Below are 13,858 nucleotides of genomic sequence, written 5' to 3'. Positions count from 1 at the left end.
CTAGCCTCGCCCCACCGCCTCCAGGAACGCCCCGGCGATCACTTCCCCCGCGGCGACCCCCCGCTCCGGCAACACCGTGAGCCCCGGCGCCACGAACCCCGTGTCGGCGAGCTCACCGTGCCCCGGCCGCCACGAACGGTCCGCGGCCAGCAGCAGATCCGCGTCGAGCAACGAGTCGCCCGCGGCAAGGATCTCCCCGGCCCCGGTACGCCGCGCGACCTCCCGCACCGCCGCGCTCTTGGTCAGCGGCTTCGGCACGGCGTAGAGCTTCCGCCCCTGCAGCGACACCGTCCACCCGCGCCCCTCGGCCCAGACGGCGAGCTCCTTGACCCACTCCTCGGGCAACAGCGCGCGCTCGACGACGAGATAGGCGAAGAGGTCCTCGGCCACACGCTCCTTGAGCAGCCAGGCCGGATCGGCGGTACGCACCAGGTGCGCGCGGACCTCGTCGAGCGAGGCGCACTCCGCGGCCAGGCGCCGCGCGACGGTCGCCTGCCAGTCAGGGTCGGAGACGCCGTCGACGAGCAGGTGCCCGCCGTTGGCGCAGATCGCGAACTCCGGTGCGGGGCCCGGGAGATGGATGCGTCCGTACTGCTCGCGCGTGCGCGTGGTGGTCGGCACGAAGACGGCGGTGCGCGCCAGCTCGTCGAGGAGCCCTGCGGCGGCCTCGGTGACGTACGAGAGCGGCTTGCCCTCGTACACCTCGACGCAGAGCAGGCGCGGCGCCTCGGCGTCGGACATGGTCAGGCCGAGAGCGGCGGCGGAGTAGATGAGGGTGCGGTCGAGGTCGCTCGCGACGATCCCGGTCACCGGGAAGCCACCGCCTTGCCGTCCGCCCCCGTCGCGCCCCGCGTGTACTGGGGGTGGATCAACCCCACGCAGGTGTAAGGGAGTTCACCGACCTCCTCGACGGGCACGCCGCGCTGCTCGGCGAGCAGCCGTACGTGGTCGAGGTCGGCCCCCGCGCCCGCGCGGGCCAGGATCTTCCAGGGGACGCGCCGCAGGAGCACGCGGGTCGTCTCGCCGACGCCCGGCTTGACGAGGTTCACGTCGTGGATGCCGTACTCCTCGCTGATCCGCTCGACGGCGGCCCAGCCCTCCCAGGTCGGTGCCCTGTCGGCGGAGAGCACCTCCTCGACCCGGGCGTCCACCGCGTCGGCGACGTCACCGAAACGGCTCACGACCGCGTCGACGAACTCGCCCGACGCATCGGCGTCCGCGAGCTCGCGGTAGAACTTCGCGCCGTGGAAGTCGTCGGGTCCGACCAGGTCGGCCCGGAGCACCGTACGCGAAATCAGGCCGGAGACCGTGGAGTTGAGGCAGGCCGAGGGGATCAGGAAGTCCTCGCGGGTGCCGTAGGTGCGGACGCACGAGCCCGGGTCGGCGAGCACGGCGATCTCCGGGCTGAACCCGGTGGGGCCGCCCGCCGCCTCGAACTCCCTCACCGCCTCGGCCAGTTCACGGGTGATCGCGCCCTTGCCGGTCCAGCCGTCGACGAAGACGACGTCGGCCGGGTCGTGGTGGGCGGCGAGCCAGCGCAGCGCGTTGGCGTCGATGCCGCGGCCGCGCACGATCGACACGGCGTAGTGCGGCAGGTCGAGGCCGTGCCGGTGCGCGGCCCAGCGGCGCATCAGGACGCCGACGGGCGTGCCCGCGCGGGCCAGGGAGACCAGGACCGGGCGCGGCGACCGCTCGGCGAGCACCGTCTCGGTGACGGTGCCGACGGCCTGCGCGATGCGGGTGGCGGAGGTGTCGAGGGCGGCGCGGAACAGCTCCTGGTAGCGCTCGCTCGGCTGGTACTCGACGGGCAGCGACTCGGCGTAGTGCGCGCCACCGCTCTGTATCGCCTCCTCGCGCTCCTCCGTGGGCGCTTCGAGGGTCACGTCCGAGAGGTCCTGGAGCAGCCAGCCGACGTCTTCGGGCGCGTAGGAGGAGAAGGCGGGGCCGCGGAGGGGCTCGGGGAGCATGCGGGACCTTTCAGGAACGTACTCAGGTACGCAGTCGGGTACGCACTCAGGTACGTACGAAGGGACGACGGCCAGCAGGACGTGTCCGGTGTGCGCGGAGAGCTGCGCCAACAGCCCTTCGGGGGCGTGCAGTTGAGGGGTGTCCGCGACGGAGTCGACGACGGCGACGATCGCGTCGAAGCCGGCGCCCGCCACGTTGTAGGCGTACCGGGTGCCGGGGCCGTCGGCGGGCTCGTCGTGCGCGGGGAAGGCGAGGCGGGTGCGTATCGCGTAGCCGGGGTCGTCCACGGCGAGCACGGGTGAGCGGGTCGTGGTGGAGAACCGCACCTCGGCGCCGGTGCGCCGCTCCAGCTCCACGCCGAGGGCGAGCGGCGCGTACATCAGCTCCTCGAAGCCGAGGACGAGCACGCGGCGCGCGCCGTCGGGCAGCGCCTTCGCGATCCGGTCCGCCATGTCGGGCAGCGCGGCGTCGAGGGCCGCTCGGTGCGCTGGCGTGAAGCCGTGCCGCCCGCCGTCGGGGACGCCCGCGGGCCAGCCGAGCTCGACGCGGTCGACCGGGCCGCGCTCGCCTCGGGGCCGAGGGACGGCGGCGCTCCCGGACTCTCCCTCGGGTCCGCTCTCCGATCCGCTCCCGGGCCTGCTCTCGGCCCCGCTCTCGTGCTCGGCGACCAGCGCCTGCCCCTTCTCCAGGACGCCGTCGGGCAGCCGCACCGTCCCGGACGCCGTCGCGACGAGGTCGACGCGCGCGCCGATCTCGCGGGCGAAGTCGGCGAGCCGCCCCTGGTCCTCGGGCGAGCGCATGTCGACCAGGGCCACGATCACGTACCGCTCGCGCGGGAAGCGCTCGTGCAGGGCGCGGACGGTGTTCAGGACGGTGTTGCCGGTGGAGAACTCGTCGTCGACGAGGACGAGCGGCCCTTCCCCGGCGAGCAGCCGCGGATCCTCGGGCAGCAGCAGGTGCGAGGTGGCGTGCGAGTGGGACTCCTCGAAGCCGCCCGCGCGCTCGACGCCCTCGACGGGGCGCCGGGTGGAGTGCAGATAGGGCGCCTTCGCGAGTCCGTCGGCGACCGCGTGACCGAGGCCGGTCGCGGTCTCCGCGTAGCCGAGGACGAGGGCGCGCCCCGCCTCGTCGTCGCCGAGCAGGTTCCGCACCCGGACGCCGAGCTCGTGCCCGGCCGCGTACACGACCGAGGGTCGCTGCGGCACGTGCTTGCCGAGCACGTTCGACACCAGGAGGTGGGCCCGCTTGGGGTTGCGGCGCAGCGCGAGCCCGAGCAGGCCGCGCAGCGTGCCGTCGCCGTCGAGCCCGACCCCGAGCCGCTCGGCGACCCAGGTCCCCGACCAGACCGCCGCCTCGGGCCCCGCTTCTTCGGTCACGTACGTCATGTTCCTCATGTTCGTCTTGTTCATCGGCCGGGAATCTCCATCAGGCCGGTATCCCGGCGGTGAGCAGCTCCACGAAGCCGACGTCCTCCCTGGCGACGCCGAAGACCTCGGCCCGCCGCAGGGTCCGCTCGGCCCAGGCGCGGTGCGGCTTCACCTCGTTCATCTTGTTCGTGTACGAGGAGCGCAGGACCCCGCCGCCGCCCCGCTCGGGACGCAGGATGTCCTCGGCGTCGCTGAACTCCTCGTGGCTGACCACGGAGAGGGCGTGCACGGGCAGGACGTGCGAGGGGTGGATGCAGGTCTTGCCGAGCAGGCCGTTGGCACGGTCGAGCTCGATCTCGCGGAGCAGGCCGTCCATGTCGTGCTCGATGAGGGCCTGGCGCAGCTCGTCGGCCCTGACCTCCAGGAAGGGGCTGCGGCGCAGCTGCGGCTTGAACATCCGCTCCTGGACGCGGAAGTACTCCCACACGGGTCCGGTCACGGTGAATCCCGTGCCGTCGGCCCTGCCGAGGACGTTCACGACGTCGGCGATGACGGAGGCGACGATCTGTACGTCGTACGCGGTCATGTCCGGCGGCCTGCGCAGTCCGTACGCGGAGCAGAAGTCGGTGACGCCGAGGCGCAGCGCGAGCACTCGGTCGCGGTACTTGTCGACGGTGCGGGCGATCCCGGCGAGGGTCTCGGCGCGGCTCTCCAGGTGCAGCAGCTCGGGGGACTCCAGGACGGGCATGGCGAACAGTCGCCGTCCGCCGGGCAGGTCCGAGGCCTCCGCGTCCGTCAGCGCCTCCAGGAACGGAACACCGCGTTCCTCGGTGAACTTGGGCAGTACGAATCCGGACAACAGCCGGACGTCGGGGCCGAGCCTGCCGACCAGGTCGGGTATCTGCTCGGCGGCGCGCACCCGGATGAAGAGCAGGGGCGGCTCCACGCCCCGCCGCGCCAGGTCGGCGAACTGCCGGACCAGGTTCTCCTCGGCGGCCGTGACCTCGGCGTCGTCGATGGAATCCTCCAGGCAGAGCACCATGGAGACGACGCCGCGCCCGGCCTGCTTGAGGATGTCGTCGGCGAGGCGGGGGCGGGTGGCCGGGCTGTAGAGCGTGGCTCCCAGGGCGGCCGCGAGCAGGTGGGGCGGGGAGTCCGCGGTGAAGGCACACGGCTCCCTGTGGAAGAGGCGCTGCCGCACCTCTGGGGCGATGTGCCCGAAATGACGCATGAGATTCCCCTGCTATCGCCTGTTTCGTCGACGTGGGCCGTTCGGATGTGGCCGGTAATAGTACGTAGAGACGGGTGCCGGGGGTTCCCTCCGGGCATGAACTTCAGGTAACCCGGCCATGTCGTACACGCACACCACACAACCGTCGCACGCTCGCACCACCCGCAGGTCAGGCGCCTGCCGACGCGGTCGGGACCTTGGGGCCCCCGCGTTGTCCCGTCCTGACGGGGGAAGGCAGGATGACCGCATGACGCACGCGATGTTGAAGGGGTCGAACGTCCCTCTCGAAGCCTCGGCCGTCCGCGCCGTGCTGCGCTGGACCCCGGGCCAGGGCGTCCCCGACGTCGACGCGTCGGCGCTGCTCCTCGGCGGCGACGGCCGCGTCCGCTCCGACGAGGACTTCGTCTTCTACAACCAGCCGCGCCACCCCGCGGGCAAGGTCTGGCGGCTCGGCAAGAAGCGGGTCGCCGAGGGCCTGACCGACACGATTCAGACGGATCTGGCGGGCATGGACCCGGCGGTGAGCCGAGTGCTCCTGGCCGCTTCGGCGGAGGGCGTCTCCTTCGAGCACGTACCCGCCCTGCGGATCCTGCTGTACGACGCCGCGCTCGCCGACGCCGCACCGCTCGCCTACTTCGACATCACTCCGCAGACCGGCGAGGAGACGGCGCTGATCTGCGGGGAGCTCTACCGCCGCGGCGAGGGCTGGAAGTTCCGCGCGCTCGGCGAGGGCTACTCCAACGGCCTGGAGGGTCTCGCCTCCGACTTCGGGATCTCGGTGGACGACTCGGACTCCGCGCCGCCCGAGCCCGCTCCGCCGGCCTCCACCTCCTTCCCGCTGCCGCCCCAGCAGCCCGTGCCGCAGCAGCCCGTGGCCCAGCCGTCCGTCGCACAGCCCGCCCCGCAGTCGGCCCCCCAGCCGGCGTACGGCTATCCGCCCGAGCCGCCCCGCCACCCGGCGCCCCAGCCCGCGTACGGCTACCCGCCTGCGGCGCCCACGCAGCCCACCCCGATCGCGCATCCCGCCCCGGTCGCCCAGCCTTCGTACGGCTATCCGCAGCCCGTGGCCCCGATGCCCGACCCGAACTTCCGGCTGCCCCCGCAGGGCCCGCAGTTCCTGTCCCGCTGAGGGCCGGGGCCGGCCTGGCGGGGGCACCCGCTCAGCCCACCTTGGTCTTGTAGCCGCGGCCCCACTGCAGGCCCCAGCCGTACAGCCGGTCGAGCTCGGCCTGGAAGCCGTAGACGAACTTCACCTCGCGGCGCACGATCAGCTCGTCCTTGATGTTCTCGATGGAGACCACCGCGCACGAGCGGGCCTGCGGCTGGCGCTCGTCCAGGTCGATCTCGACCCGCGGGCCGTTGCTCGGGTAGAGCGTGACCTTGGCGTGCGTGCGGTCGAAGGCGGGCGTCTGGTCGTAGATGTACGCGAAGACCAGGAGCCGCTTGATGGACTCGCGGTGGTCGAGGTTCACGTAGATCGTCTCGCCCGACGGCGAGCCGAACCGGTCGTCGCCGCTCAGCTTCACGTACGGCGGCGCGTTGAGGCTGCCGAAGAAGCTGCCGAGCGGCTGGACAACGCCCTTGGTGCCGTCCATCAGCTCGTACAGACAGCCGATGTCGAGGTCGACGTTGACCACGCCCTGGGTGTGCGCCTGCACCACGTCGGGCTGGAACATCTTGAAGGGGTGCCGCAGCAGGCTGCCGCTCTTGCGCTGGCCGATGAGGTCGGACGTACGCATCTGCCACGACAGGTTGACCCGCAGGTTGCCGGTGGCCGCGCCCTGTTTGGTGAGCGAGACCGTCGGGTTCCGTTTGGTCAGTTCGATGGAGTTCGTCGCCGCGCTGCCCGATGCGAACTCCGTCGACCGGCCACGCCACAGACCGTCCCAGAAGGACATGCCGCCCCCAAGTGCCCTTGTGCCACCTACGAATACCGACGGGGCGGCCCTGAGGACATCTCCTCGAAGGCCGCCCCGCACAGAGCGTTCCTCACCCTGGCCGCCGTCACACTCCGGAATACGGAATCGGACAGTTCGGCGAGGGATTCAGTCAGCGTCAGACCCCGGACGAGACCTCAGACTTCTCGTCCGATCCCGCTTTTCCCTCGGCCGCCGCCAGCGCACGGTTGCGGCGCACGGACGAGAAGAAGGACCAGGCGATCAGGAGGACACCGATGGAGCCGGTGATGACCTCGTGGATCTCGTACTGGATGGTCACCAGGAGGATCACGGCGAGGGCACCGATCGCGTAGTGCGCGCCGTGCTCCAGGTAGACGTAGTCGTCGAGGGTGCCCTGGCGGACCAGGTAGACCGTGAGCGAACGGACGTACATGGCGCCGATGCCGAGGCCGAGCGCCATCAGGACGATGTCGTTGGTGATCGCGAAGGCGCCGATGACGCCGTCGAAGGAGAAGGACGCGTCCAGGACCTCGAGGTAGAGGAACATGAAGAACGCGGCCTTGCCCGCCATCACGACGGCAGGAACCTTCTTGCCGCTCCGCTTGGCCTCTTCCTCCTGCTCGTGCTCGCGCTCCTCCTCTTCCTCGAGCTTGTTCTCGAAGAAGCTGGAGAGTCCGCCCACCACGAGATAGGTGATCAGACCCGCGATACCGGCGATGAGGACCGTCTGCGCCTTGTCCACATGGGTGCCGCCGTGCTGGTGGGCGTTGGTGGCGAAGGTCATCGCGGTGACCATCAGGACGATGAGCGCGATGCAGACCGACAGCATGTCGACCTTGCCGAGCTTGGCGAGCGGGCGCTCGATCCAGCCGAGCCACTTGATGTCACGGTCCTCGAAGATGAAGTCGAGGAAGATCATCAGCAGGAACATGCCACCGAAGGCGGCGATCGACGGGTGGGCGTCGGTGACCAGTTGCTGGTAACGGTCCTTGTCGGTCATCGCCAGGTCGACGGCCTCGATCGGCCCGATCTTGGCGCTGATGGCCACGATGACGACGGGGAAGACCAGCCGCATGCCGAACACGGCGATGAGGATGCCGATGGTGAGGAAGATCTTCTGCCAGAAGGCATTCATCTTCTTCAGGATTCCGGCGTTGACCACCGCGTTGTCGAAGGACACCGAGATCTCGAGGACGGACAGGATCGCCACGACGCCGAACCCGGTCCACCCCCCGTAGAACACCGCGGCGACCAAGCCGAGCGCGGTGACCGCGAACGACCAGCCGAAGGTTTTCAGAAGCACTGGCTACCCAATCGTGTGTGTACGGGCTCCCGTGTAGCGGTCTCCCCCGCGCCGGTCCCCGGCTTTAAGAAACGTTGACCCCGAAGTCTAGAGGTCCCGCTCCGCGTCCGGGGAGGGAGACCCTCTCCGGACGCGGAGCCCCTGGTTCCCGGGCACCCCTGTCAGCTGCGCAGCCTCGCCCCCTCGAAGACCAGAAGGAACGGGGCGATGAAGCCGGACGCCTCGACCGGAGTGGCACCACCGGTGACGACGAGCACCACGCCGGCAGCGAGCGCGGCACAGTACATGAGGACATGGCTCATCGAGCGCGAGGCCGTCGACTGAGGTTCCTTGGGCATAATGAACAGACTCCCGTCCTTTGGGGCGGCGAGCTCCCGGAGAGTCATCTGCCTCGTTTCCAGGCGCAGCAGGTGGCTCTCCGTCTTCGTCGCCGGGCCACGCTGCGTGCGTGGACCTTTACGAAACGTTGACCCCGAAGTCTAGAGCGATGCCGCGCAGGCCCGACGCGTACCCCTGTCCGACCGCGCGGAACTTCCACTCGCCCCCGTACCGGTAGACCTCGCCGAAGATCATCGCGGTCTCCGTGGAGGCGTCCTCGCTGAGGTCGTAGCGCGCGAGCTCCTGGCCGTCCGCCTGGTTCACCACGCGGATGAAGGCGTTGCTGACCTGGCCGAAGGTCTGTCCCCTGTTGTCCGCCTCGTGGATCGAGACGGGGAAGATGATCTTGTCGCAGTTGACCGGCACCTTGGAGAGGTCGATCAGGACCGACTCGTCGTCGCCATCACCCTCACCGGTGAGGTTGTCGCCGGTGTGCTCGACGGAGCCGTCGGGGCTCTTCAGGTTGTTGTAGAAGACGAACCACTCGTCGCCGAGGACCCTGCCCGCGTTGCACAGCAGCGCGCTGGCGTCGAGGTCGAAGGGGGCGCCGGTGGTGGAGCGCGCGTCCCAGCCGAGCCCGACGAGGACCTGGGTGAGATTGGGTGCGGCCTTGGAGAGGGAGACATTGCCTCCCTTGGCGAGCGTGACGCCCATGGTGATGGTCCTCCCCGAGGTGACGAGAGCAGAAGTTCCCATGGTGCCGGGAACAGCAGGTGATGAGCACGTCCGGCGCCGCACTGGTACGTGTGCGGCGCCGGACGACAAGCGGAGGGGCGTGCTCGGCTCAGACGTTGACGCCGAAGTCCTGCGCGATGCCGCGCAGGCCCGAGGCGTAGCCCTGGCCGACCGCGCGGAACTTCCACTCGGCGCCGTGGCGGTACAGCTCGCCGAAGACCATGGCGGTCTCCGTCGAGGCGTCCTCGGAGAGGTCGTACCGCGCGATCTCGGCGCCGCCCGCCTGGTTCACGACGCGGATGAACGCGTTGCGGACCTGGCCGAACGACTGCTGGCGCGTCTCGGCGTCGTAGATCGAGACCGGGAAGACGATCTTCTCGACGTCGGCGGGCACCGCGGCGAGGTCGACCTTGATCGCCTCGTCGTCGCCCTCGCCCTCACCGGTGGTGTTGTCACCGGTGTGCTCGACGGAGCCGTCGGGGCTCTTCAGGTTGTTGAAGAACACGAAGTTCTGGTCGTTGCTGACCTTGCCCTCCGCGTTCGTCAGGATCGCGCTGGCGTCGAGGTCGAAGTCCGTACCGGTGGTGGTGCGGACGTCCCAGCCCAGGCCGACCAGAACCGCGGTCAGGCCCGGCGCCTCCTTGCTCAGCGATACGTTGCCGCCCTTGCTGAGGCTGACTCCCACGAGTCCTCCCAATTGGTGTCCAGGGGCGGGGAGCCCCAAGCGTTGCGTTGCCATCGGATCAACGACTGGATCCTAGTGACCGGTTCCCGGCCGCCACAGGCTCTGCACCTGAAGAATCACAGGGTGCCACCCCTGAGGAATCACAGGGTCTCCAGGGCCTTGACGTACTCGTTCAGGTCGCGGGCGTCCGGCAGGCCGTTGACGACGCTCCAGCGCACCACGCCCTCCTTGTCGATGATGAACGTGCCGCGCACCGCGCAGCCCTTGTCCTCGTCGAAGACGCCGTACGCGCGCGAGACCTCGCCGTGCGGCCAGAAGTCGGAGACCAGCGGGTACTCCAGGCCCTCCTGCTCGGCGAAGACCCGCAGGGTGTGGATGGAGTCGTTGGAGACGGCGAGCAGCTGGGTGTCGTCGTTGACGAACTTCGGCAGCTCGTCGCGGAGCGCGCACAGCTCGCCGGTGCACACGCCGGTGAACGCGAACGGGTAGAAGAGCAGCACCACGTTCTTCTCGCCACGGAAGTCGGAGAGCTTCACGGTCCGGCCGTGGTTGTCCTTGAGCTCGAATTCCGGGGCCTTGGTGCCGGTCGCGATTCCAGCGAGCGCCATGAGATACGCATCCCTTCGACGGTGCCCCTCGGTGGGGCTGTTCGGGTGACTCCACCCTACGTCCGCATGCGCGAGGCCCCTCGCCGACACAGGTCGACGAGGGGCCTCGGATACGCCCTGCAAAGGGGCGCGGGGAACTGCGCGATCAACCACGGCGGCCCCGCAGCGGAACCCGCGCCTCAGCGGAGCGTCACCGCTTCTTGGCGGCCGCCTTCGGCGTGATCAGGCGGCTGCCGCTCCAGTCCTTGCCGGCGTTGACGCTCTTGGTCGCCGACAGACCCGCGGTGGTGGCGGCCTCGCCGATCTCGCTCGGCTCGACATAGCCGTCGCGCCCGGTCTTCGGAGTCAGCAGCAGGATCGAGCCGCCCTCCTCCATGTACGCGATGGCGTCCACCAGCGCATCAGTCAGGTCCCCGTCGTCCTCACGGAACCAGAGCACCACGGCGTCGGCCACGTCGTCGTAGTCCTCGTCGACGAGCTCTGTGCCTGTGGCCTGCTCGATGGCCTCGCGGAGCTCCTGGTCGACGTCGTCGTCGTAGCCGATCTCCTGGACCACCTGGTCGGGCTGGAAACCAAGCCTTACGGCCAGGTTCGTCTCCGCGTGGTCCGCGGTCGCGCTCACGGATTGCCTCCTGATCATGTTTTTGGGAATGCCTGTCAGCCACGCGCGTGCGCGGGGCGTTGGCCGTAGTCCACACGGGCGGGACGGATCGCGCAAGTACCCGGCCGCCGAGACCGCCGAAACGGTGACGTTCCCGACCGTGTCGCCGCAACTGCCGCCACATCCGTACGAGGCCGAACGGCTCTGCGAAGCGGCTAGGCAGGATGGGCGTATCGTTGCGATTTGGGCCGAGCCTACCCCAGGGTCGACCGATGAACGTCTCGGTTACCTATCGGTAGAGATGACGTTTGCGTCCACGCGGTACACGATGGGGAGCGGTGCACGGCCAGGCATTACCCAGGCGAAAGCCCCAACAGCGAAGGAACAGCGTGGCTTCCGGATCCGATCGCAACCCGATCATCATTGGCGGCCTGCCGAGTCAGGTCCCGGACTTCGATCCCGAAGAGACCCAGGAGTGGCTCGACTCCCTCGATGCCGCGGTCGACGAACGCGGCCGCGAGCGGGCCCGCTACCTGATGCTCCGGCTGATCGAGCGCGCGCGAGAGAAGCGCGTCGCCGTGCCCGAAATGCGCAGTACGGACTACGTCAACACGATCGCGACCAAGGACGAGCCGTTCTTCCCCGGCAACGAGGAGATCGAGCGCAAGGTCCTCAACGCGACCCGCTGGAACGCCGCGGTCATGGTCTCCCGCGCCCAGCGCCCCGGCATCGGCGTCGGCGGCCACATCGCCACCTTCGCCTCCTCCGCCTCCCTCTACGACGTGGGCTTCAACCACTTCTTCCGCGGCAAGGACGAGGGCGACGGCGGCGACCAGATCTTCTTCCAGGGGCACGCGTCCCCCGGTATCTACGCCCGCGCCTTCCTCCTGGACCGGCTCTCCGAGCAGCAGCTCGACGCGTTCCGCCAGGAGAAGTCCAAGGCGCCCAACGGCCTCTCCTCGTATCCGCACCCGCGCCTGATGCCGGACTTCTGGGAGTTCCCGACGGTCTCCATGGGCCTCGGCCCGCTCGGCGCGATCTTCCAGGCGCGCATGAACCGCTACATGGAGGCGCGCGGCATCGCCGACACCTCCAAGTCGCACGTCTGGGCGTTCCTCGGCGACGGCGAGATGGACGAGCCCGAGTCGCTCGGCCAGCTCTCCATCGCCGCCCGTGAGGGCCTGGACAACCTCACCTTCGTCGTCAACTGCAACCTGCAGCGCCTCGACGGCCCGGTGCGCGGCAACGGCAAGATCATCCAGGAGCTGGAGTCACAGTTCCGCGGCGCCGGCTGGAACGTCATCAAGCTGGTCTGGGACCGCAGTTGGGACCCGCTGCTCGCGCAGGACCGCGACGGCATCCTGGTCAACAAGCTGAACACCACGCCCGACGGCCAGTTCCAGACGTACGCCACCGAGACCGGTTCCTACATCCGCGACCACTTCTTCGGCGACGACCACCGGCTGCGCGCCATGGTCGAGAACATGACCGACGACCAGATCCTCCACCTGGGCCGCGGCGGTCACGACCACAAGAAGATCTTCGCCGCGTTCTCGGCGGCCAAGGCCCACAAGGGCCAGCCGACGGTGATCCTCGCCCAGACGGTCAAGGGCTGGACCCTCGGCCCGAACTTCGAGGGCCGCAACGCCACGCACCAGATGAAGAAGCTGACGGTCGACGACCTCAAGGGCTTCCGCGACCGCCTGCACATCCCGATCACGGACAAGCAGCTGGAGGACGGCGCCCCGCCGTACTACCACCCGGGCCGCGACTCCGAAGAGATCCAGTACATGCACGACCGCCGCAAGGGCCTGGGCGGGTACGTCCCGACCCGCGTCGTGCGCGCGAAGCCGCTGCAGCTCCCCGAGGACAAGACGTACGCGACCGCGAAGAAGGGATCGGGACAGCAGTCGATCGCCACCACCATGGCGTTCGTCCGCATCCTGAAGGACCTCATGCGGGACAAGGAGATCGGCAAGCGCTTCGTGCTGATCGCCCCCGACGAGTACCGCACCTTCGGCATGGACGCGTTCTTCCCGAGCGCGAAGATCTACAACCCGCTCGGCCAGCAGTACGAGGCCGTGGACCGCGAACTCCTCCTCGCGTACAAGGAGTCGCCGACGGGCCAGATGCTGCACGACGGCATCTCCGAGGCGGGCTGCACGGCGTCCCTCATCGCCGCCGGTTCGGCCTACGCGACCCACGGCGAGCCGCTCATCCCCGTGTACGTCTTCTACTCGATGTTTGGTTTCCAGCGCACCGGCGACCAGTTCTGGCAGATGGCCGACCAGCTCGCGCGCGGTTTCGTCCTCGGCGCGACCGCCGGCCGCACGACGCTGACCGGCGAGGGCCTGCAGCACGCGGACGGCCACTCGCAGCTGCTCGCCTCGACCAACCCGGGCTGCGTCGCCTACGACCCGGCCTTCGGCTACGAGATCGCGCACATCGTCAAGGACGGCCTGCGCCGGATGTACGGCCCCGACAGCGAGGACGTCTTCTACTACCTCACCGTCTACAACGAGCCGATCCAGCACCCGGCCGAGCCTGCCGACGTGGACGTCGACGGCATCCTCAAGGGCATCTACCGCTTCAAGTCCGGTGAGCAGGGCGCCATTCCGGCCCAGATCATCGCGTCCGGCGTCGCGGTGCCGTGGGCGGTCGAGGCCCAGCAGATCCTCGCCTCGGAGTGGAACGTCAAGGCGGACATCTGGTCGGCCACCTCCTGGAACGAGCTGCGCCGCGAGGCCGTGGACGTGGAGCGCCACAACCTCCTGCACCCCGAGGAGGAGCAGCGCGTCCCGTACGTCACGCAGAAGCTGTCCGGCGCCGAGGGCCCGTTCGTGGCCGTCTCCGACTGGATGCGGAGCGTCCCCGACCAGATCTCCCGCTGGGTGCCCGGCACGTACCAGTCGCTGGGCGCGGACGGCTTCGGCTTCGCCGACACCCGTGGCGCCGCCCGCCGCTACTTCCACATCGACGCGCAGTCGATCGTGGTCGCGGTGCTGACCGAGCTGGCCCGTGAGGGCAAGGTCGACCGCTCCGTACTGAAGCAGGCGATCGACCGCTACCAGCTCCTCGACGTCACGGCCGCCGACCCGGGCGCGGCCGGTGGCGACGCGTGACGGTGACGACGCGTAACGGTGA

The 13,858-nt window shown here is 69.6% G+C and carries 12 protein-coding genes; 2 read left to right on the top strand and 10 right to left on the bottom strand.

Going from position 1 to position 13,858, the window contains the following annotated elements:
- From ACZ4D5_RS03540 to ACZ4D5_RS03530, 3 genes are read right to left on the bottom strand one after another with little or no spacing between them, the layout of a single operon-like run.
- The gene (locus tag ACZ4D5_RS03540; protein WP_467770644.1) at positions 1 to 810 is read right to left on the bottom strand and encodes an HAD family hydrolase; all 810 of its coding nucleotides are present in this window, start codon (positions 808 to 810) and stop codon (positions 1 to 3) included.
- The gene (locus tag ACZ4D5_RS03535) at positions 807 to 3,353 is read right to left on the bottom strand and encodes a phosphoribosyltransferase (protein WP_467771479.1); all 2,547 of its coding nucleotides are present in this window, start codon (positions 3,351 to 3,353) and stop codon (positions 807 to 809) included. The genes ACZ4D5_RS03540 and ACZ4D5_RS03535 overlap by 4 nt, the downstream gene beginning before the upstream one ends.
- 40 nt (positions 3,354 to 3,393) lie before the next feature.
- Positions 3,394 to 4,566, bottom strand: coding sequence for an HpcH/HpaI aldolase/citrate lyase family protein (locus ACZ4D5_RS03530; RefSeq protein ID WP_467770643.1), 1,173 nt, complete (start codon positions 4,564 to 4,566; stop codon positions 3,394 to 3,396).
- A gap of 247 nt (positions 4,567 to 4,813) precedes the next feature.
- Between ACZ4D5_RS03530 and ACZ4D5_RS03525 the strand changes: the two genes are divergently transcribed.
- A complete protein-coding gene (locus tag ACZ4D5_RS03525; protein ID WP_467770642.1) occupies positions 4,814 to 5,695 on the top strand; it encodes a TerD family protein in 882 nt (293 codons plus the stop codon).
- Positions 5,696 to 5,726: 31 nt separating this feature from the next.
- Here the strand turns inward: ACZ4D5_RS03525 and ACZ4D5_RS03520 are convergent, their stop codons facing one another.
- The 7 genes from ACZ4D5_RS03520 to ACZ4D5_RS03490 form a co-directional block, all read right to left on the bottom strand.
- Entirely contained in the window at positions 5,727 to 6,464 is a 738-nt protein-coding gene (locus ACZ4D5_RS03520) for a TerD family protein (protein ID WP_467770641.1), read from the bottom strand.
- A gap of 157 nt (positions 6,465 to 6,621) precedes the next feature.
- Positions 6,622 to 7,767: a DUF475 domain-containing protein gene (locus tag ACZ4D5_RS03515; RefSeq protein ID WP_467770640.1), complete on the bottom strand. Its 1,146-nt coding sequence runs from the start codon at positions 7,765 to 7,767 to the stop codon at positions 6,622 to 6,624.
- A 161-nt stretch (positions 7,768 to 7,928) separates the two neighbouring features.
- The gene (locus ACZ4D5_RS03510; protein WP_467770639.1) at positions 7,929 to 8,105 is read right to left on the bottom strand and encodes a hypothetical protein; all 177 of its coding nucleotides are present in this window, start codon (positions 8,103 to 8,105) and stop codon (positions 7,929 to 7,931) included.
- A 118-nt stretch (positions 8,106 to 8,223) separates the two neighbouring features.
- Positions 8,224 to 8,799 carry a TerD family protein gene (locus ACZ4D5_RS03505; RefSeq protein WP_362331607.1) on the bottom strand — a complete coding sequence of 192 codons (576 nt, stop codon included), beginning with the start codon at positions 8,797 to 8,799 and terminating at the stop codon, positions 8,224 to 8,226.
- A gap of 130 nt (positions 8,800 to 8,929) precedes the next feature.
- Positions 8,930 to 9,505: a TerD family protein gene (locus ACZ4D5_RS03500; RefSeq protein WP_362330780.1), complete on the bottom strand. Its 576-nt coding sequence runs from the start codon at positions 9,503 to 9,505 to the stop codon at positions 8,930 to 8,932.
- A 140-nt stretch (positions 9,506 to 9,645) separates the two neighbouring features.
- A complete protein-coding gene (locus ACZ4D5_RS03495) occupies positions 9,646 to 10,113 on the bottom strand; it encodes a peroxiredoxin (protein ID WP_467770638.1) in 468 nt (155 codons plus the stop codon).
- Between the two features lie 190 nt (positions 10,114 to 10,303).
- The gene (locus tag ACZ4D5_RS03490) at positions 10,304 to 10,735 is read right to left on the bottom strand and encodes a DUF3052 domain-containing protein (RefSeq protein WP_467770637.1); all 432 of its coding nucleotides are present in this window, start codon (positions 10,733 to 10,735) and stop codon (positions 10,304 to 10,306) included.
- A gap of 368 nt (positions 10,736 to 11,103) precedes the next feature.
- On the opposite strand from ACZ4D5_RS03490, the gene aceE reads away from it, so the two are divergent.
- Positions 11,104 to 13,836, top strand: coding sequence for a pyruvate dehydrogenase (acetyl-transferring), homodimeric type (gene aceE, locus ACZ4D5_RS03485; RefSeq protein WP_467770636.1), 2,733 nt, complete (start codon positions 11,104 to 11,106; stop codon positions 13,834 to 13,836).
- Positions 13,837 to 13,858 lie beyond the last annotated feature (22 nt).

Source organism: Streptomyces sp. NPDC025651, assembly GCF_055558735.1.
The sequence above is the reverse complement of the archived record's forward strand: the minus strand, read 5'-3'. Positions and strand labels throughout refer to the sequence as shown.